The sequence below is a fragment of the uncultured Helcococcus sp. genome (genome assembly GCF_946998255.1).
Taxonomy (GTDB): domain Bacteria; phylum Bacillota; class Clostridia; order Tissierellales; family Peptoniphilaceae; genus Helcococcus.
The window spans coordinates 1-18,991 of record NZ_CAMPYN010000014.1 but is presented as its reverse complement, the minus strand read 5'-3'; the positions used below and the strand labels follow the sequence as shown (position 1 = coordinate 18,991).

Here is an 18,991-nt window from a genome sequence, read left to right as displayed (position 1 = left end):
TTATGATGGCAAAAAACTACATCTGGGACTTAGATGGTACGCTTTTTGATTCCTATAGGGGTATAGTAGAAACAGCTTATATACTAGCAAAAGAAAATGGATTTGAGTTTTCAAAAGATGAAATATATAAGCAAGTGGTTGGAGATTCAGTAACTTCATATATAGAAAAACTATCTGAACTTACAAATAAGCCATATAAAGAATTAAAGTCTAGATATTCAGAGATAAGAAAAGAAATAGAAAAAGATTTAACCAGTATAAATGGTGCCTATGAAGTTTTAGAAGAACTAGCAAATAGAGGTGCCAAGCATTATGTCTACACCCACAGGGGAGATACAAGCTATCCCTTATTGAAAAAGTTGGGAATGGATAAATTTTTCGAAGAAATAATTACCGCTGAGGACGGATTCGAAAGAAAACCTGATCCAGAGGCTTTGACTTATTTAATAGATAAATATGACATGGATAAAAGTCAAACTTACTATGTAGGTGACAGACACCTAGATGTAGAATGTGCTAAAAATGCAGGAATAAAGGCTATATTTTATATAGCAGAAGAAAGTTTTCTAGAATCCAGAGGACAAGAAGATATATTGGTATTCAAGCTTAAGGATATATTGAAGTATGATGAGTAAAACAGGCTACGTGTGAGCCTGTTTTATTTTATCTAACTTTAATAACAGAAGACTTTAATAGTAAGTTTCCAAAGCCTTCAATTTTACCTTGGATATCATGACCATTAACTTCTTTGTCTAAAATTTGAATTCCTTTAACCTTAGCTCCTCTTTTAATAGTATCTGAACTAAGTTTCAAATCCTGAATTATAGTAGCGTCAGCGCCTTCATAAATTTCATTTCCTACAGAATCTCTTAAGATAGAAGCTTCTTCTTCAGCTTTTAGTGATTCTTCAGTCCATTCATAAAAGCACATAGGACAAACATATAAGTGGCCATCTTCATAAGTATATGATTCCCCACATTTAGGGCAATTTGGTAATGACATATAAATCTCCTCATAAATATAATCAATCCTAGTATACCATATAAAAAGTTTATTACTAAGTCGCTTATTACCCCATTTCTTAAAAAAATTTTTAGAATTATTCCAAATATGATAAACTAGTTTTAGTCAAAAATTAATATGTCCACGTAGCTCAGCTGGATAGAGCACCGCCCTCCTAAGGCGGGTGCCGGAGGTTCGAATCCTCTCGTGGACGCCATAAGGAAAGGTTGTAGATTAGTTGTTTAGCTGGTTTTCAACCTTTTTTATTTATTTAAAACAAAAGAAAATAAAGGCGACCGCACCCCAGTCCATAGAGATTACTCCCATTGGCATTTGATTGAGGCCACAATCACCTTTATTTTCACCTTTACTATACTGAATCTAAATAACTTTGTCAAAACTTATAAAATAAACAAAACAATATAAATTCCAAAATACTAGCAAAAGAAAATCAAATATAATATAATGGTAATGATAAGTTAGAAATTTCTCATTTGTAAAATATAGGAGGACTTATGAAAATTTCAGAAAAGAAATTTGCACACCTAGAACAATTATCAGATAAAAATAATGTGATTGCAGCTTTAGCTATTGACCAAAGAGGATCAATGGAAAAGATGTTTTCAAAATTACAAGGTGAAGACCAAGCAAAGGCTATTAGTAGATATAAGGCTTTGGTTGCTGAAGAGTTAACCAAGTATGCTTCATCAATCCTTTTAGACCCAATTTATGGTTTAGAAGCTATTGACCATATTGACAAGGATGCAGGACTTTTAATGTCATATGAAGTAACAGGTTTTAGAGATGACCACAGAAGATTGGACTTAATCGAAGGTCTATCAGTACGTAGAATCAAAGAAATGGGAGCTGATGCTGTTAAAATTCTTTTATACTATGATGTGGATGACTGTGATAAAAACAATGACATCAAAAAGGCAGCAGTAGAAAGAGTTGGGGACGAATGTGATGCCCAAGATATTCCATACTTCTTAGAAATTTTAACCTATGACAACAAGATTACTGACAAAAAAGAATTTGCTAAAGTTAAGGCTAGAAAAGTAAATGAAGCAATGAGAGAATTTTCAAAACCACAATACAAGATTGACGTATTGAAAATGGAAGTTCCTATAGATCCTTACTATACAGAAGGATTCACAGATGGTGAATTTGTAACGAGCAAGGAAGAAGCTAAACAAGCATTCTTAGACCAAACAAATGCAAGTCACCTACCATATATCTTCTTATCAGCAGGTGTTCCAATGGATATGTTTACAGAAACATTGAGATTTGCTAAAGACGCTGGAGCAGAATTCCACGGGGTATTATGTGGTAGAGCTACATGGAAAGATGGCGTAGACATCTTTATTGAAGACCAAGAAAAAGGTTTAGAATGGCTACAAACACAAGGTAAAGAAAATATTTTAAGCTTAAACAAAGTAATAGAAGAAGTTTCAACACCTTGGACAAGTAGATTAGAAAAATAATTAAATAAGAGCCTGCCACAAAATCTTTATATTTTGTGGCAGTTTTTTAACTTAAGAATGTTATAATTTATATATGATTATCACATTATAAGTTAGAAAGGGAATAGATGAAAACAATACAAACTGTAGATATAGATAAAAAAATAGATATATGGGAAAAACCAGCAGGCTATTCTGAAAAATCCAAACTAGACTATATGGATATAGATTATTCATACAATAGGTATGATGCAACAGTCCAATATGCTAGGGCGATAACCAATACAGAATATGTTGATATTTCAAGGCTAGGGGATACCTTCACCTACTTACATGAAATAAAGGGTGGCTATGAAAATGAAGAATTCACAGATATTCCTTATCTTATTCCTTATCCAGTTGAAGGCTCAAAAGAAGCTGTTATAGTCTTATCTGGTGGAGGCTTTGCCTATAAGACTATTGACGGGTCTGTTTCAGGAGGGAAGGCTATAGCTTCTAGACTTAATAAGGCTGGGATATCAGCATTCTTACTTCACTATAGGACAAATCCATATAAGTTTTCTATACCAATGCTAGATACCCAAAGGGCTGTAAGATTTTTAAGATACCACAAGGATGAATATGGTATTGATGAAGATAAGGTATATTTGATGGGTTTTTCTGCAGGAGCTTATGCAGTAGGAGCCTTTGTAAATCAATACATGGGTAAAAATAATTTTCCTACTGACTATAAAATTGATGAAATTGATGGAGTAGATGATTCAGTAAATAAGGCTGCATTTATTTATCCTCAATTGACTTTCAATTACCATTTACCAATGCTTTCATCTATATTGGAAAAAGAAAAAATTGATAGTCCAGAAAAGAGAGCGAGTGTATTAAAAGACTTGGATTTAAAAGAGCATATAAGCAATACCTATGTATGGCAATTTATAGCTTATTCAAATAAGGACCATACCATTCCACAAGAGTCGGTAGAAGACTATATCAAAGCAGCTAAAGACCAGGGTGTGAATATGACTAGGATATTTATTCCTGATCAAGACCATGGTTTTTCAGATGACTTATATCTAGAAGAAATAGTAGCATGGCTTAAGTTTTAAAAAGCTTGCTATGTTTGTGAAAAGGTTTATAATAGATAGGTAAAGGTATTTACAAATTAATTATATAAAGGGAGAATATAATGAGCAAAATAGTTGTAGTAGGTGCTAACCATGCAGGTACAGCAGCAGTTAGGACTATATTAAATAAAAATGCAGGCCACGAAGTAGTTATTTATGATAGAAATAGCAATATTTCATTCTTAGGTTGTGGTATGGCATTATGGATAGGAAATCAAATTTCTAAACCAGATGGACTTTTCTACGCAAGCAAGGAAGAATTCGAATCCAAGGGTGCAAAAGTCTATATGGAAACAGCAGTTGAAAGAGTAGATTTCGAAAACAAAAAGATTTATGCGAAAACTAAAGATGGCGAAGAAATTGTTGATACATACGATAAAATAATTTTATCAACAGGTTCAGAACCAATAATTCCAAATATTCCAGGACATGAATTAGAAAATGTAATGCAAGTTAAGTTATATCAAGATGCCCAAGCTGTAATTGAAAAAATAAAAGATAAAGACGTGAAAAATGTTACAGTTGTTGGTGCAGGTTATATAGGTGTTGAATTAGCAGAAGCCTTTGAAAGACATGGTAAAAATACCACTTTAGTAGATATGGCTGACACTGTATTATCAACTTATTATGATGAAGAATTTACAGATTTAATGAAAGAAAACTTATCTAAACACAATATAAATCTTGAATTAGGACAATCAGTACAAGAAATTAAAGGTGAAAATGGTAAAGTTACATCAATAGTTACAAATGAAAAAGAAATCGATACTGATTTAGTTGTCTTATGTATTGGATTTAAGCCAAATACAGTAATAGGTAAAGATCAATTAGAAACATTTAGAAATGGTGCTTACCTAGTAAATAAGAAACAAGAAACAAGCATTAAAGACGTTTACGCTATTGGTGACTGTGCTACAGTTTATGACAATACAATTGATGCTCCAAACTACATTGCTCTTGCATCAAATGCTGCAAGAAGTGGTATCGTAGGTGGTAGCAATGCTACGGGTGTAGAATTAGAATCAAATGGTGTACAAGGTTCAAATGGTATTTCAATCTACGGATTAAATATGGTTTCAACAGGTATTACTCTTAAAAAAGCAGCAGCTTTAGGTATTGAAGTTGGACACACAGACTTTGAAGATACACAAAAACCAGGATTTATTGAAACAACAAATCCAACAGTAAAAATCAGAATAGTTTATGACAAGAAGACAAGAGTTATCTTAGGTGCTCAAATGGCATCAGAATATGATATGTCAATGGGTATTCACTTATTCTCATTAGCTATCCAAGAAAAGGTAACAATAGATAAATTAGCTTTAACTGATTTATTCTTCTTACCACACTTCAACCAACCATACAATTACATTACAATGGCTGCAATATCAGCAGAATAATAGAAGAAAAAACAAGTAGGATTTTTCCTACTTGTTTTATTTTTTCTCATAAACTACATATCTGTATTTTATATTATTATTTTGATAAGTATCACTTTCAGATATGATTGTATAGTCATTTTTATCAAACCTAGGGAAAAAGCTATTTGCTTTTACAGGAGAATTTTCTTTAATTTCAGTTACATAAAGTCTCTTGGCGTGGTTTATAAATTGGCTATAGACATTGTCGCCACCTACTATAAAAATTAATTCTTTTTGGTGGTTTTTAGCATAGTTCAAAACTTCTTCCTTTGAATTCATAGTATAGGCATTTTCAAATTTTTCATTCGACCTAGTTAGTACAATATTTTTTCTATTTGGAAGAGGTTTTTTATTAAAAGTATGGTAGGTCCTTCTACCGCAAACTATAGTATGACCATCTGTTGTATCTTTAAAATATTTTAAGTCTTCGGGTAAGTGGTAGAGCATTTGTCCATCAATTCCTATCGCTCTAGTTTTTTCAGTTGCCGCAACTATCATATAAATATTGTTATACATTCATTCCCCCTATACTTATTTCTTGAAAATTTTATTCATGTAACAAATATACCCAAAAGAGTTGATATCAAAATATTTCTAGCTTTATATTATTCATAAATAGTGGTATTATTGTTATAAGACTTTGAAATATGGAGGACAGAGGATTAATGGACTCAGACCAGATAATTTATATATTAATATTTTTTGCTAGCGTATTGATGTCAGCATTTTTTTCATCATCTGAAACAGCCTTTACCTCACTTAAGCGTGCTAAATTAGATGTTTTAGTGAAGCAAGGTGATAAAAAAGCAAAAAATACATTGAAATTACATGATAGATATGATGACCTTTTATCTACAATATTGATAGGAAATAATCTTGTAAATATTACAGCTTCAGCGGTTGCAACAGTATTTTTTGTAAATATATTTCCGCTTTATGGGGCCTTGATATCTACAATTGTTACAACTATACTTCTTTTGATTTTTTCTGAAGTTTCACCAAAACTTGTTGCTAAGATAATGCCAGAAGATGTGGCTTTAAAATTTACACCAGTTTTAAATTTTGCTATGAAGCTTTTATATCCTTTAGTGTTGCTAATGAGAGCTTTGCAAAATTCTCTAAAGAAAATCATACCTAACAAGGAAGAGGCTGAAGTATCGGAAGATATCTTGCAACAATATATAGATGTAGCCAAGGAAGAGGGATCAATTGAAGATGATGAACATACTCTTGTTACAAAGGCTATGGACTTTGATGATGAAAATGTAGAAAATATCATCACACCAAGAGTTGATGTTATAGCTATTGATATAGACGAAGATGAAGATGAAATAGAGGCCTTATTTGATGAATATTCATATTCTAGACTGATAGTATATGAAGAAACTATTGACAAGGTTATAGGTCAAATTCATGAAAAAGACTTTAATAAATATTTAAGGATGAAATTAAGAGGAAATCATGACCTTAAAATCAGAGATATTATTACTGATATCTTATACATACCTGGTACCTTGAAACTATCTGAAGCTCTTAAAATGATGCAAAAAGCAAAAGTTCATATGTCAGCTATCATAGATGAACATGGTGGTTTTGAAGGTATTATAACCATGGAAGACCTACTCGAAGAATTGGTAGGTGAAATATGGGATGAAACAGATGACGAGGATAGTGAAGCTAAGATTTCAGTGAAAAAGGGATACATAGAGATGTCTGGTATGACAGATTTAGATGATGCCTTTGAATTTTTAAAGCTTGAAGATCATGATGAATTTCACTCAAATACTTTATCAGGTTTTGCTATTGAAATTTTAGATAAGATACCTCAAAAAAATGATTCTTTTAGCTATGAAAATTATTTGTTTATAGTTAAGGAAGTAGAAAATAATAGGATAGAAAAATTCTTGGTTAAGGCAATTAAGAATCAGAAAAACTAGAAAGTTTACTTTCTAGTTTTTTTGTGGAAGTTTATAATATATAAATATGTTTTACTTATGATATTATTATATATAACAGAGGAGGGGACATGACTATATTAAAATTGAAAGCCGCTCAAAAAGATTATTTATGGGGTGGCAAAAATCTTGTAGAAAAATTTAATAAAAAGACTGACTTAGATAAACTTGCTGAAACATGGGAAATTTCAGCCCATAAAGATGGAATATCTATCATAGAAAATGGTGAATATCAAGGGGAATTATTTACAGAATATTTAAAAGATAAGGGAAATAAAGTTATAGGAAAAGGTTATAAAAAAGACAGGTTTCCTATACTAAATAAGTTTATAGATGCCCAAGATAATTTATCTATCCAGGTTCATCCTGATGATGAATATGGCTTAAGCCATGAAAATGACTATGGTAAGACTGAAATGTGGTATGTAATAGATGCCAAACCAGGATCATATCTATATTATGGATTAAATAAAGAAGTTAGCAAAGAAGAATTTGCCCAAGCTATAGACCAAGGAAGTTTTCTAGATTTATTAAATAAGGTGGAAGTTAAAAAGGGTGATGTATTCTTCATAGAAGCAGGTACCATCCACGCTATAGGTAGCGGCATTTTAATATATGAAGTCCAACAAAATTCAAATATTACTTATAGGGTCTATGACTATAAGAGAAAAGACAAGGATGGAAATGAAAGAGAACTTCATGTAGACAAGGCTATAGAAGTTTCCAATCTTTCAGCCAACAAGACTTATAATTTTGAAAATGATAATGAAGTAAATAAAAATCTACAAAGACTTGTGAAATCAAACTATTTTGATGTTCTTAAGGGGCAAATAAGCGGTGAAACTTATCATATAAATGAAGAATCCTTCCAAGCCTTGACTATTATCGATGGCAGAGGCGCAATCCAAATGGGAGAAGAATCTTTAGAGTTCACTAAAGGTGACAGCTTCTTTTTACCAGCCCAAAATGGTCAGTATAAGATTGAGGGTGATGGGGAATTTATTTTGTCTAAGTTGCCTTGATGGGATGGGAGATTCAAATATAAACAAAGTTAAGGTTTATTGGTTTTCATTACAATATAAATAATCAGGAGATATATAAAATGGCTAACAAAAATTATATAAAAGAAATAATTAATGACTATTGTGTGCTCGATACAGAAACTACAGGATTATCATCTTATTACGATGAAGTTATAGAAATTGCCATTTTGAAGGTAAGAGGGAATGAGATAGTAGATAAGTATTCACAGCTAATAAAACCTCAATATGAAATAGACTCATTCATAACTCTTTTAACAGGAATTACAAATGAAATGGTTAAAGATATGCCTTCGATAATAGATGTTAAAGATGAAGTTATTCAATTTTTGGGAGATGATATTATAATAGGACATAATACATCTTTTGATATGAGATTTCTTAATGCGGGTTTTAATATGTCATTAGAAAACAAATATATGGATACTATGCAATTTGCTAGAAAAGTATTTCCTGAATTAAAACACCACAGATTATCAGATTTAACAGAATATTTAGAGTTATCAAGTAATGAACATAGATCTTTAGCCGATTGCATTTCAACAAAGGAGCTGTATGACGTTATTAAATATACTATGAGTAAAAGAAATGTGGGGATAAGCGACCTTTGGGCTATAAGAAGAGGTGGTAAAGGAATAGATATCAATTCAATCGTACCTACAGAAGTAGAAATTGATGAAGATAATTTTTTTTATAATAGACATGTTGTGTTAACAGGTAAGCTTGAAAGAATGTTAAGAAAAGATGCAATGCAAATAATAGTTAATCTAGGAGGTATACTAGACAAAAATGTTATAAAATCCACAAATTACTTAATTCTTGGGAATAATGATTATAATGCAATATTAAAAGGAGGAAAATCCTCTAAACATAAAAAAGCTGAAAAGCTAAAACTTGAAGGACAGGATATCGAAATTATTGATGAATTTACGTTTTATAACCTTCTTGAAAGTTAATAGCTTATTATAATTGATGATAGAATGGCAAAAGAAAAAGCTTCTGCTAAGGGCTTATATATTAAGCTTTACACAGAAGATGCTAAAATAACTATGAATATTACAGATATAGTGAAATATTATAAAGTTTTGTACGCCTCACGGTAAGACTTTCTGATTTTATATTGTTTACTAACGTAAATCTAAAATTACGTTAAAAAACAACGCAAAATTGCAACGTAAAAAAATACGTTGCAATTTTGCGTTGTTTTTGTTACGATAAAATCATGGAGGTGAGGATATTATTATGAGGGAAACATATAATTTAGAATTTAAGTCAAAATTATCAGATAGTTTTTTAAAAACAGTTAGTGCTTATGCAAATTATAATGATGGAATTATTCAGTTCGGAGTAGATGATACTGGTGAATCTTTGCATATTGATAATTTAAAAGAATTGGCATTAAGGATAGAGAACAAAATAAATGATAGTATCACTCCAATTCCAGAGTATAACATCGAAATAGATAAACAAAAGGAAATTGTCTTACTAAAAGTATATGAAGGTGAATTAAAACCCTATTTTTATAAGGGGAAGGCATATATGAGAAGAGATTCTTCAAGTCTACCTGTAGATGATAGAGAAGAATTAAAAAGACTTATACTAGAGGGAATGAATCAAAATTATGAAGATTTGCCATCTAAAGATAAGAACTTATCTTTTAACATTTTAGAAAGTGTATTAAAAGAAAATATGAATATTGATAGTTTAAGTTTAGATATTTTAAAAACATTGGGATTATATGATGATAAAAAAGGTTATAATTTAGCAGCGAATATTATATCGGATGAAAATAATTATAAAATATTTGATATTGTTAAGTTTGGAGATAATATAAACGAATTTAAAGAAAGAATTATTATTGAAAATATTTCTATACTTAGTGCCTATTATCAAGCGATAGAAGTGTTTAACAGGTATTTTAAGTATGAAAAAGTTGAAGGGGTTGTTAGAAAAACAATTGAACTTATACCTGAAGATGCCTTCAGAGAGGCTATAGCAAATGCGCTTGTTCACAGAGATTGGAGTATAACTGCACCGATTAAAGTTGAATTACATGATCAATATATCGATATATCATCTCCAGGTGGTTTACCTAAGGGAATAAGCAGTGAAGAATATATTAGTGGTCAAATTTCTATTCTCAGAAATGAGAAAATAGGAAGTTTATTTAATAGACTAGGGTTAATAGAAAAATTTGGAACTGGGATAAGAAGGATAAAATATTTATATCAAGGAAGAGCTAGACAACCCCAATTTCAAACTTATCCTAATTCAATAATGGTTAGACTTCCTATTCTTATTGATAAGGTAGAAGGAATAAGCGAAAATGCATCTATTATCCTACAAAAAATGCCTAGAAATAAAGAGATTAGTAGGTTGGAAATTGAAAAAATATCAGGTTTTGATAAATACAAGATCCTTAGAGAACTAGAAGAATTAATGAGTGAGGGCCTAGTTAAGAAAGTGGGACTAGGTAGGGGAACAAAATATATAAAGATATAGATAAGAAAAAGCATTAAACATGACGCTAATATGATATGGACTTAACGAAAAAGAAAAATAAGCAAAAGTGCAACGTAAAAAAATACGTTGCACTTTTGCGTTGTATATGTTACGAAAAGTATTTTGGATAATAACACGACAAGCACGAACAGACCGAGTGTTTGTCGATGCTTGCTTCCTCATCGAATGAAAAAAATGCGACCGGATAGGAAACGTTTTTAGAATGAGATATGAATGGGAGTAGTAGCAAGTAGTTTATATTTTAAACAACAAAAAAATATTTATAGACAAAAAAATTGCAAGGCTCATACCTTGCAATTTTTATCCTTATTTTCTTTTATCATCCTACCATTCACTAGCACCAGCAGTACCATCATCATAAGGGTCTTCTTCAATATAACCGCCTGCCGCTAAAGTCCTAGTGTATGCTGAATCTATATCTGAATCATCAAAGTCTTTGAACAATTCAGCAAATTTTTCAAATCTTAAGATTACATATTCTAGATAATCAATAGTTTGTTCATCAATTAAAAATCCGTCCTTATCAAATTTTTCTAAGGCGTTTGAAAGTAAAAATTCACTACCAGGGATTACAAAAGCTTCTATACCTGGAGCATTCAAGACTTCTTTTAAATGACTTTGTGCCTTGGATGTACCTTGTTCAGTATATGAAGCGCCCAAGACCAAAACAGGCTTAGATTTTAATGGTTGTAGCTTATAAGAAAACCATTCTAAAATTGACTTAAGTACAGCAGGAATGGTGTAATTATGTTCTGGTGTAGCTATAATAACTCCGTCTGCCTCTTCGATTTTGTCGTTTAATTCAATTAGTTTTGGATAGTCCTTGTAGTCTAAACTTTCGTTGAATATAGGTATACCACTGATATCTAATAATTCTATATCAATTTTTTCATTAAATTTTAATTTAGCAAATTCTAGCAGTTTTCTATTGTAAGACTTTTCAGATATAGAACCTGCAATCGCAACAAATTTCATTATTCAACCTCCCAGGTATCTTTATCAATTTTATCCCATTTGAAATTATCAAAATTGTGAATGTTGATTAGATTTTCTTCTCTTGATTTATTAATCATTTCAGAAAATCTCAAAAATTCTTGGAAGATTTCTTCCATTTCTTGGGTTTTTTCTGAACTTCTTAAATCACCCCAATCATCAAAGGCTTGGAGGGAATTACCTAATTGGTAGGTCTTATAAAAGACTTGAGCATCCACTTCTGGAGATACAAGTATTGTCCTTAGTGCTCCTTGTGATCTTGAAGTACCCAAGTTACCATAAGATGCACCTGTTATAAGTACAGGTCTACCTGATAGGGGGTGGATTTTATATGATAACCAGGAAATAGCATTTAATAGGGCAGCTGTAGGCATATGGTCATATTCTGCTGCTGCTATGATGACACCATCAGATTCATCTATTACTTTTTTGATTTTGGCAACTGAATCTGGCATTTTATAATCAGAATGCACATCAAATACTGGTAAATCGTCTATTTCTAAGATTTCTATATCTGCTATATAGAAAAATTGAGATTGTAAATATTCTAGCAATTTTTTATTTGTTGATTTTGGGTTATTTGTCCCAACAATAGCTGAAAATTTAGTCATGGTATTCCTTTCTTCTGAAATATTTTTTTACACCATTAGTGTATTTTACTTTATTGTCTTTATATATAACTATTATATCAATATTTTCTTTTTTTGAAGTTTTTTCTATATCTTCAAAGTTTTTCCCAAATAAGCGACTGGTCCAAATTTCACCATCTAGGGAAGTATCAGATATAACTGATATAGAAGCCATATCACTTTCTATAGGGTAACCAGTCTTTGGATCTAATATATGGTGGTAAATCTTTTCATCAGTCTCTAGTTTTCTTTCATAGATACCAGAAGTCACTATAGACTTGTCATTTAGGAGTAATTTCAATAAATGATTTCCTCTCTTTTCTTTTGGATCTTGTAGACCTATATGGAAGTAAAGGTCTGGATTGTGTAGGGCAAGGCCAAGTACTTTTATATTGCCGCCTAGATTTACTATGGCAGACTTTACTCCAGATTTTTCTAAAAAATCGATCAATTTATCTGTTATATAACCCTTAGCAAGGGCACCCAGATCAATTTCGACTTTATCATTTAATTTTTTTATTCTTCTATTTTCTTTATCTAAGACTATTAGATTCGGATCAGTATGCTCTAGTACAGCTTGGATATTTTCCTGTCTAGGTACACCTGCATCAACAAAACCTATATTCCACAATTTTACCAGGGGAGATATACAAATATTTAGCATGGAATCTTTTGGTAAGCTATGTTTTATCCCTTGGTCTATTAAATAAAATAAGTCATCAGAAACACTTATATATTCAAGAGATTTGTTTGCATTAAACTTGTATAATTCAGCTTTTTTATCATACATAGAAAAAATACTATTGTAGTAGTAGAGTAAATCTACACATTCTCCTAAGATTTTTTCACTATAATCCCCATAAATTTTAATAGTGATATGGGTCCCCATTAGGTCTATTCTTTTTTCTTTAATCTTAGTTGAAATAAATTTATTCATATTTTAATTATACACCAATAGTTTTGATATGTAAGTCTATTGATTAGCCCAAGTTTTGTAATCTCTAAACTTTACATATATTTCATTGTCATATTCTATGATTGACCCTTTAGCTGGGTACATAGGCATTTCATCAATAATTTGCCTTAATTCATCACTAATTTCTGAATAGTCTGGATACCACATATTATCAACCTCGTTTGGGAAGGCTGCATATCTTATAGGGTACAGTTTCCAATACAAGTGGGCAACTACTTTTTTATCTAAAATTGTTGAAATCAGTACATCCGGACTAGTATATTTTGGTGTAAAGCTATTTGTGATATCAGGATTACCTATAAAGTAAACTTTTTTATCTGCCTCATAAAAGTCTTCACTCTCGATTTTCGATATGACCCTAGTTGTGTAGGATAGGATATTGCTTTTATCAATTTCATAGGCTGTATAGACCTTATTAGCTAAAACTACAAAGTTAAATATACTTAAGAATAAGCTTAAGCAAATTATCCATCCAGCCATTATCTTTGCTGGATTTTTATTTGCAAAATATTCTACCAGTACGATAGATAAAATATAAAACACGATATATGTTTGTAGCATTCTTAAGCCTATGGCTGAATTTGGTGCCATTAAGTATATTAGATTTATAAAAATAGGTAGTAAGAATATGGTCAAACTTGCCAAAACCATTTCCTTATTTTTAAGCTTGCTTATAGCGTCGATAATCAAGTACAAGCATGCTATGAAAAATATTATATTTAAATATTTCAAATAAGAAAATTGATAATAAGAATCTTTTATAAAGAACTCATAAAACTTAGCATGGGTATTTGGTATAGACTTTATCAAAGTTAAAAGGTTCAATGATCCCATCTTATCGATGTTTTGGTAGTCTGTTAATTCAATTTTTAATATATATTTAGTTATTATTACATACGAGATGATTGCTATTAAATAATTGATTAATGTTAGCAATAAATTTCTAACAAACTTATCAGCATTTGTTTCTTTTCTTAAAAGTTTTACTAGATAATATACAACGATAGTTGCAAAACAAAAAGCAAAGTAAATCTGATAACTAGCAAGACCTAGTACAGTCAGTGAAATAGTTATTAAAGAAATTTTTTCTTGTTTTATAAAATAATACATACCTATAAAGGCTAAAAGACCACCAAAAGCATAAGCATCATAACTATTTGAGTAAGGGAATAGGGCGGCATTTGATGGGAAAGTAATCATCATTGCTGAGGTGAAAAATATACTCAACTTACTTTTTAATTGAAATATATCTACTAAAATTGCAGCCATGATTCCTGTATAAATGATAACTAAACAGCCATTAACCCAGGACATACTCAAATTAGAACTAATAGCATTTCCATATTTCAAAAACCACCTACCGGAGCTTGAAAAATCCATATCGTGAACTAATTGCAAAAGGTCATCGTGGTTTATAAATTTATTTGTCAAAAAAAACATGTGGGTTAAAACACCTACCACTAAAGTATATAAAAAGGCTCTTTTTATATTCGATGGTATTTTTTTAATCTTTTTATCAAAATATTTTGTAACTTCCATAAATAACTCCTAACTTAAAACATATTAATATTGTATAACATTTGTAAGTAAAAGCCTATTATTAAGCATTGTTTAACAAGAAAATAAATAAACTGCTATAATTATATTAAAGAGTTAGGAGTGTTTATGAAAAAAATATTATTCAGATTGCAAAGTTATTATAAGTATCAAGCCACTGACATAGAAAAACCTGTCATTAGATATATCTTGGACAACCCTAGAGAAGTGACAACTATGGATATACATACTTTAGCTAAAATAGGTTATTGTAGTGCAGCTACAATAGTAAGAATATGCAAGAAAAATGGTTTTGAGGGGTTTAAGGATGTAAAACTTGCTATAATGAATGAGCTAACCTTTAATGAAGAAATATTTAGAAATAAATTTATCGATTTTGAAGGTGATGATATTCATAAAACAACTCAACTTGTTCTAAATCAAAATGTGAATGCTATTACAAATACTTATAATTTAATTGATTTTAATGAATTAGATAAAATAATAGAAAAAATTGACGAAGCTAAAGCTATAAGACTTTTTGGAATAGGGGCTAGCTTTCTAGTTTGCAAAGATTTCCAACAAAAATTGGAAAGAATAAATAAATATAGTATTTTACACGAAGATACCCATATGCAATTAATAAGTGCTTCAAACATTCAAAAGGATGAAATTGCCATAGCTATATCTTATTCTGGAATGACCCAAGAAATTATTAAAATGGCCAATATGATAAAAGATAAGGGAGTAACTTTAATATCTATTACAAGATACGATAGCAATAAACTCATGAACCTAGCAGACTATAAAATGTTCGTACCAAGTATAGAAGGTATTAAAAGAATCAGTGCTGGATCAAGTAGAATCAGTCAACTATCCCTGATAGATGTCATATTTAACGCATATGTAGATAAAATGAAAGTCAAATATGCTGATAATATAACTAAAACAGGTCAATTATTGGACAAGGAAGAATAGTAAGGTCAAAAAACTCAAGTTGAAAAGTTAAAATTATAAGATTTAAGGAGATTAAAATATAAGATGTACAAATTAACGATAAGTGAAATTTTTATAAGACTATTATTAAGCATCTTATTTTCTGGATTGATAGGTCTTGAAAGAGAAAAAAATAATAGTAGTGCAGGATTGAAAACCCATATACTTGTTAGTATGGGAGCGACTATTATTGCTCTAATACAAATAGATGTAATGAGTTTTGTGGCTGCTAGTCCTGAATCAAATATTAGAGTAGATGCTGTAAGGCTAATAGCTCAAGTTGTTAGTGGTATAGGTTTCTTAGGAGCAGGTACTATATTGACAACTAAAAGAAGTATAGTAGGACTTACTACTGCTGCTTCTATTTGGGGTGTTTCAGGTATAGGATTGGCTTTAGGTATGGGATTTTATGAAATATCCATAATTGGGTCTTTGTTGATACTAGCTGTTTTAGTTGGATTTAAAAGAATATTTATTGTGCATGGACCACAACAAGTACTGGTGAAATTTTTCCAAACTAAAGAAGCAGAGGATAAAGTAAAGAGAGTAATAGGAAGTCTGGATGAAAACTATGAAATTTTAAGTATGAAAACTGATGTACTTAAGGATGAATTAGTAAAGACACAAATATATAGGCTAAAACTAGAAAGACATATGCAGTTTTCTGATATTGTAGAACTTTTATCTTCTATAGATGAGGTTTTAACTGTAGAAACTACAGAAGTTTCATAAAGAAGGGGCTGTTATATAAGTCCAAACATAAAAAAGATAAGAAAGTTAAAAAAATTGAACTGTCCCTTAAAAGTAGATTCAAATCAATCAAATGCAAGCTGAAAGATTTATTATATTTTAAATTCTACTTTTTGGGGCAGCTCATTTATGTCTAATTATATTATAATTAAATATCTAAATTATATCCTTGATTTCTAATAACTCTAAGTATCTTAGATCTATCAGTTCTTTGGACTTTATATTTATCCTCTACTTGTTTAGTAAATTCATCAAGAGGTTTCTTTTTAATCCTTAAATCATAGTATTTAGACATTTCTTTATCATAATCTTTTAGAAGCTCATGATAGTTATCCATTTTTTCATACCTATCTTCAAATATTCTAAAATCAGCTTTCATTCTTGGTTTTAACTCTGGTTCTTGATCAGGATAACCAATTCCCATACCCACAACAGGGAATGTATTTTCTGGAAGCTCTAATATTTCTATAGTTTTTTGAGGATTATTTAATATAGAACCAAAGTATACTGCGCCTAAACCCATTGATTCAGCTGCATTCATTACATTTTGTGCCATGATAGCAGCGTCTGTAAATGCTTGAAAGAATTTGTCAGCATCATTAGAAAAATTATCTTCATCTCTATTTTCTCTATAAATTCTATCATTTCTATAATTATCAGCTATAAAAATCCAAAGTTCTGGAGCGGTAGCCAAATACTTCTGAGTAGATACTTCGACTAATTTTTCTCTCTTTGTAGGATCTTTAACTCTAATAACGGAAGAATATTGCATACCCTCTGATGTAGATGTTCTAATAGATACTTCCTTAAGAGTTTCTATTATTTCATCAGATAAAGGCTCGTCCTTCCATTGTCTAATTGACCTGTGCTCAAGTATTCTTTCAATAGTCTCATTTTTCTTCATTAAATTCCTCCTTAATTACTTATCTTTGATGATATAGGTAAATAAAATATAAAAAAATATAGCTATTAATAGACCTATTTATATCTTATATAAATTATATCATAATGAAAAAGCCCCTTTGAATGAAATGACCCCAAAAAGTTGGTTTTCAAGTCCAATTTTTGGGGTCATCTTAATACTTGTAACAGTATCTTATATTTTTTAATATTTTCAAGTTATTTATTATTAAAACTACTAAAAACCATTATTTTCAGATAAAGTTTTAAACCATTCACCTGATTTCTTTATTCTTCTTTCTTGAGTATCTAAATCTAACTCAACTAAACCATATCTATTTTTATAGGCATTTAACCATGACCAGCAATCAATAAAGGTCCATACTTGATAACCAATACAGTTAGATCCTTCTTCGACACCCTTGTGAAGTTCTGTTAGGTGTTCTTTGAAAAAGTCTATTCTGTAGTGATCATTAATTTGACCATTTTCTCTAAACCTTTCTTCGTTTTCGACACCCATACCATTTTCTGTGACAAGCCACTCAATATTGTTATAGTTATCTCTGATGTTGATAGCTATATCATATAGGGCCTTTGGATAAATTTCCCAACCTCTGTAGATATTCATCCTTCTACCAGGCATCTCAAAAGGTGTATAGAAGTTTTCAGGTAAGAATATAGCATCTTCTTTAATTTCATATGGATTTTCTTTTACTCTTAAAGGTTGATAATAGTTTACTCCAAGAAAATCTACAGTATTATTTTTTATAACTTCTAAATCTTCATCGGTATAGTCTGGTAATTTATCATAGTCTTTTAGTAAATCAACTAATTCTTTAGGATATTCACCTAAAACTGATGGGTCTAAAAATGATTTACATGCAATTAAATCCGCGATTTTAGCTGCTTCAATATCATTTGGATTTGAAGATCTTGAATATGCTGGAGTAAGATTTAAAATTATTCCAACTTTACTGTCTAATTCATGCTTTCTAAATGCTTGGATAGCAAGTGATGATGCTAATTGAGTATTGAAAGCAGATTGTATAGCCTTTTCAGGGTTTACTTCAGCTGGATAATGGTATTGGTTTAAATACTGACATTCAACATGTACAATAGGCTCATTAAAAGTAAACCACCTATCAACTAAATCTCCAAATAATTTGAAGGCTGTATCGGCATATTCTACAAAATGATTTACAACTTCTCTTGAAGTCCAACCACCAATTTCTTGCATTTCAATTGGCATATCAAAGTGAAATAGGTTAACAAATAGTTCAACACCTTCATCTTTTATTCTTTGGAAATAATCTCTATAAAAGTCTACTGCTTTTTGATTTACTTCACCTTTTCCACCTGGAATTAATCTTGCCCAAGATATAGATGTTCTATAAGAGTTGTGACCAGTTTTCTTAAGCCATTTTACATCTTCTTTATAATTCTCGTACATGTTAGTGGTTAATTCTGGTCCTATTTGATCATAAAATTTATATGGATCCTCTTTGTACCATCTATCCCATGTTGTTTCAGTTTTATTATCTTTTGCACTCGCTCCTTCTGACTGAGTTGCAGAAATCGCTGATCCCCAGTAAAAGTTCTTTGGAAACTTAATCATATATCCTCCTTATTTAAAAAAGGTGGTGTTGCAGATTAGTTAAATTTAGTCTGCACATCACCTTTTTTCTT

At 30.5% G+C, this 18,991-nt stretch carries 19 protein-coding genes and 1 tRNA gene; 12 read left to right on the top strand and 8 right to left on the bottom strand.

Annotated features, from left to right (window positions below; all coding sequences use genetic code 11):
- Nucleotides 1–5: 5 nt before the first annotated feature.
- The gene (locus tag Q0U66_RS02265) at nucleotides 6–635 is read left to right on the top strand and encodes an HAD-IA family hydrolase (RefSeq protein WP_297377056.1); all 630 of its coding nucleotides are present in this window, start codon (nucleotides 6–8) and stop codon (nucleotides 633–635) included.
- Nucleotides 636–663: 28 nt separating this feature from the next.
- Here Q0U66_RS02265 and Q0U66_RS02260 read toward each other — a convergent pair whose 3' ends face one another.
- On the bottom strand, nucleotides 664–1,002 hold the full coding sequence (locus Q0U66_RS02260; RefSeq protein WP_297377054.1) for a zinc ribbon domain-containing protein YjdM: 339 nt from the start codon (nucleotides 1,000–1,002) through the stop codon (nucleotides 664–666).
- A gap of 140 nt (nucleotides 1,003–1,142) precedes the next feature.
- On the opposite strand from Q0U66_RS02260, the gene Q0U66_RS02255 reads away from it, so the two are divergent.
- The 4 genes from Q0U66_RS02255 to nox all read left to right on the top strand — a co-directional run bounded on the left by Q0U66_RS02255 (nucleotide 1,143) and on the right by nox (nucleotide 4,986).
- A tRNA-Arg gene (locus tag Q0U66_RS02255) sits at nucleotides 1,143–1,219 on the top strand.
- A gap of 298 nt (nucleotides 1,220–1,517) precedes the next feature.
- Nucleotides 1,518–2,486 (top strand): tagatose 1,6-diphosphate aldolase, encoded by a 969-nt coding sequence (locus Q0U66_RS02250; protein ID WP_297377052.1) that lies wholly within the window; start codon nucleotides 1,518–1,520, stop codon nucleotides 2,484–2,486.
- Between the two features lie 107 nt (nucleotides 2,487–2,593).
- Nucleotides 2,594–3,568: an alpha/beta hydrolase gene (locus Q0U66_RS02245; protein WP_297377050.1), complete on the top strand. Its 975-nt coding sequence runs from the start codon at nucleotides 2,594–2,596 to the stop codon at nucleotides 3,566–3,568.
- Between the two features lie 80 nt (nucleotides 3,569–3,648).
- Nucleotides 3,649–4,986: a H2O-forming NADH oxidase gene (nox, locus tag Q0U66_RS02240; protein WP_297377048.1), complete on the top strand. Its 1,338-nt coding sequence runs from the start codon at nucleotides 3,649–3,651 to the stop codon at nucleotides 4,984–4,986.
- A gap of 36 nt (nucleotides 4,987–5,022) precedes the next feature.
- Here the strand turns inward: nox and Q0U66_RS02235 are convergent, their stop codons facing one another.
- The gene (locus tag Q0U66_RS02235) at nucleotides 5,023–5,523 is read right to left on the bottom strand and encodes a dihydrofolate reductase (protein ID WP_297377046.1); all 501 of its coding nucleotides are present in this window, start codon (nucleotides 5,521–5,523) and stop codon (nucleotides 5,023–5,025) included.
- A 131-nt stretch (nucleotides 5,524–5,654) separates the two neighbouring features.
- Here Q0U66_RS02235 and Q0U66_RS02230 point away from each other — a divergent pair, with 131 nt between their 5' ends.
- The 5 genes from Q0U66_RS02230 to Q0U66_RS02210 all read left to right on the top strand — a co-directional run bounded on the left by Q0U66_RS02230 (nucleotide 5,655) and on the right by Q0U66_RS02210 (nucleotide 10,504).
- The gene (locus Q0U66_RS02230) at nucleotides 5,655–6,944 is read left to right on the top strand and encodes a hemolysin family protein (protein WP_297377044.1); all 1,290 of its coding nucleotides are present in this window, start codon (nucleotides 5,655–5,657) and stop codon (nucleotides 6,942–6,944) included.
- An 89-nt stretch (nucleotides 6,945–7,033) separates the two neighbouring features.
- Nucleotides 7,034–7,984: a mannose-6-phosphate isomerase, class I gene (manA, locus tag Q0U66_RS02225; protein WP_297377042.1), complete on the top strand. Its 951-nt coding sequence runs from the start codon at nucleotides 7,034–7,036 to the stop codon at nucleotides 7,982–7,984.
- A gap of 80 nt (nucleotides 7,985–8,064) precedes the next feature.
- A complete protein-coding gene (locus Q0U66_RS02220) occupies nucleotides 8,065–8,958 on the top strand; it encodes an exonuclease domain-containing protein (RefSeq protein WP_297377040.1) in 894 nt (297 codons plus the stop codon).
- 24 nt (nucleotides 8,959–8,982) lie between these two features.
- Complete coding sequence (locus Q0U66_RS02215) at nucleotides 8,983–9,105, top strand: hypothetical protein (RefSeq protein ID WP_297377038.1); 123 nt, start codon at nucleotides 8,983–8,985, stop codon at nucleotides 9,103–9,105.
- 139 nt (nucleotides 9,106–9,244) lie between these two features.
- Nucleotides 9,245–10,504, top strand: coding sequence for an RNA-binding domain-containing protein (locus tag Q0U66_RS02210; protein ID WP_297377036.1), 1,260 nt, complete (start codon nucleotides 9,245–9,247; stop codon nucleotides 10,502–10,504).
- 345 nt (nucleotides 10,505–10,849) lie between these two features.
- Here the strand turns inward: Q0U66_RS02210 and Q0U66_RS02205 are convergent, their stop codons facing one another.
- The 4 genes from Q0U66_RS02205 to Q0U66_RS02190 are packed head-to-tail and all read right to left on the bottom strand — an operon-like array spanning nucleotide 10,850 to nucleotide 14,662.
- Nucleotides 10,850–11,500: an NAD(P)H-dependent oxidoreductase gene (locus tag Q0U66_RS02205; protein ID WP_297377034.1), complete on the bottom strand. Its 651-nt coding sequence runs from the start codon at nucleotides 11,498–11,500 to the stop codon at nucleotides 10,850–10,852.
- Nucleotides 11,500–12,129 carry an NADPH-dependent FMN reductase gene (locus Q0U66_RS02200; protein ID WP_297377032.1) on the bottom strand — a complete coding sequence of 210 codons (630 nt, stop codon included), beginning with the start codon at nucleotides 12,127–12,129 and terminating at the stop codon, nucleotides 11,500–11,502. The genes Q0U66_RS02205 and Q0U66_RS02200 overlap by 1 nt, the downstream gene beginning before the upstream one ends.
- Nucleotides 12,122–13,084: an FAD:protein FMN transferase gene (locus Q0U66_RS02195; RefSeq protein WP_297377030.1), complete on the bottom strand. Its 963-nt coding sequence runs from the start codon at nucleotides 13,082–13,084 to the stop codon at nucleotides 12,122–12,124. Before Q0U66_RS02195 ends, Q0U66_RS02200 begins: the two co-directional genes overlap by 8 nt.
- Before the next feature lie 36 nt (nucleotides 13,085–13,120).
- Nucleotides 13,121–14,662 (bottom strand): glucosyltransferase domain-containing protein, encoded by a 1,542-nt coding sequence (locus Q0U66_RS02190; RefSeq protein ID WP_297377028.1) that lies wholly within the window; start codon nucleotides 14,660–14,662, stop codon nucleotides 13,121–13,123.
- A 126-nt stretch (nucleotides 14,663–14,788) separates the two neighbouring features.
- Between Q0U66_RS02190 and Q0U66_RS02185 the strand changes: the two genes are divergently transcribed.
- Nucleotides 14,789–15,637, top strand: a complete 849-nt coding sequence (locus tag Q0U66_RS02185; RefSeq protein WP_297377027.1) for a MurR/RpiR family transcriptional regulator — start codon at nucleotides 14,789–14,791, stop codon at nucleotides 15,635–15,637.
- Nucleotides 15,638–15,700: 63 nt separating this feature from the next.
- A complete protein-coding gene (locus tag Q0U66_RS02180) occupies nucleotides 15,701–16,387 on the top strand; it encodes an MgtC/SapB family protein (RefSeq protein WP_297377025.1) in 687 nt (228 codons plus the stop codon).
- Nucleotides 16,388–16,553: 166 nt separating this feature from the next.
- Here Q0U66_RS02180 and Q0U66_RS02175 read toward each other — a convergent pair whose 3' ends face one another.
- The gene (locus tag Q0U66_RS02175; RefSeq protein ID WP_297377023.1) at nucleotides 16,554–17,309 is read right to left on the bottom strand and encodes an NADPH-dependent oxidoreductase; all 756 of its coding nucleotides are present in this window, start codon (nucleotides 17,307–17,309) and stop codon (nucleotides 16,554–16,556) included.
- Between the two features lie 234 nt (nucleotides 17,310–17,543).
- Nucleotides 17,544–18,920, bottom strand: coding sequence for a glycoside hydrolase family 1 protein (locus Q0U66_RS02170; protein WP_297377021.1), 1,377 nt, complete (start codon nucleotides 18,918–18,920; stop codon nucleotides 17,544–17,546).
- Between the last annotated feature and the right edge of the window lie 71 nt (nucleotides 18,921–18,991).

Excerpts from the sequence above, each read along its gene's own strand:
- nox (WP_297377048.1), top strand. The coding sequence starts at position 3,649 with ATGAGCAAAATAGTTGTAGTAGGTGCTAACCATGCAGGTACAGCAGCA.
- Q0U66_RS02215 (WP_297377038.1), top strand. The coding sequence starts at position 8,983 with ATGGCAAAAGAAAAAGCTTCTGCTAAGGGCTTATATATTAAGCTTTAC.
- Q0U66_RS02210 (WP_297377036.1), top strand. The coding sequence starts at position 9,245 with ATGAGGGAAACATATAATTTAGAATTTAAGTCAAAATTATCAGATAGT.
- Q0U66_RS02205 (WP_297377034.1), bottom strand. The coding sequence starts at position 11,500 with ATGAAATTTGTTGCGATTGCAGGTTCTATATCTGAAAAGTCTTACAAT.
- Q0U66_RS02185 (WP_297377027.1), top strand. The coding sequence starts at position 14,789 with ATGAAAAAAATATTATTCAGATTGCAAAGTTATTATAAGTATCAAGCC.
- Q0U66_RS02260 (WP_297377054.1), bottom strand. The coding sequence starts at position 1,002 with ATGTCATTACCAAATTGCCCTAAATGTGGGGAATCATATACTTATGAA.
- Q0U66_RS02220 (WP_297377040.1), top strand. The coding sequence starts at position 8,065 with ATGGCTAACAAAAATTATATAAAAGAAATAATTAATGACTATTGTGTG.
- Q0U66_RS02180 (WP_297377025.1), top strand. The coding sequence starts at position 15,701 with ATGTACAAATTAACGATAAGTGAAATTTTTATAAGACTATTATTAAGC.
- manA (WP_297377042.1), top strand. The coding sequence starts at position 7,034 with ATGACTATATTAAAATTGAAAGCCGCTCAAAAAGATTATTTATGGGGT.
- Q0U66_RS02245 (WP_297377050.1), top strand. The coding sequence starts at position 2,594 with ATGAAAACAATACAAACTGTAGATATAGATAAAAAAATAGATATATGG.
- Q0U66_RS02230 (WP_297377044.1), top strand. The coding sequence starts at position 5,655 with ATGGAGGACAGAGGATTAATGGACTCAGACCAGATAATTTATATATTA.
- Q0U66_RS02235 (WP_297377046.1), bottom strand. The coding sequence starts at position 5,523 with ATGTATAACAATATTTATATGATAGTTGCGGCAACTGAAAAAACTAGA.
- Q0U66_RS02265 (WP_297377056.1), top strand. The coding sequence starts at position 6 with ATGGCAAAAAACTACATCTGGGACTTAGATGGTACGCTTTTTGATTCC.
- Q0U66_RS02200 (WP_297377032.1), bottom strand. The coding sequence starts at position 12,129 with ATGACTAAATTTTCAGCTATTGTTGGGACAAATAACCCAAAATCAACA.
- Q0U66_RS02250 (WP_297377052.1), top strand. The coding sequence starts at position 1,518 with ATGAAAATTTCAGAAAAGAAATTTGCACACCTAGAACAATTATCAGAT.
- Q0U66_RS02170 (WP_297377021.1), bottom strand. The coding sequence starts at position 18,920 with ATGATTAAGTTTCCAAAGAACTTTTACTGGGGATCAGCGATTTCTGCA.
- Q0U66_RS02190 (WP_297377028.1), bottom strand. The coding sequence starts at position 14,662 with ATGGAAGTTACAAAATATTTTGATAAAAAGATTAAAAAAATACCATCG.
- Q0U66_RS02175 (WP_297377023.1), bottom strand. The coding sequence starts at position 17,309 with ATGAAGAAAAATGAGACTATTGAAAGAATACTTGAGCACAGGTCAATT.
- Q0U66_RS02195 (WP_297377030.1), bottom strand. The coding sequence starts at position 13,084 with ATGAATAAATTTATTTCAACTAAGATTAAAGAAAAAAGAATAGACCTA.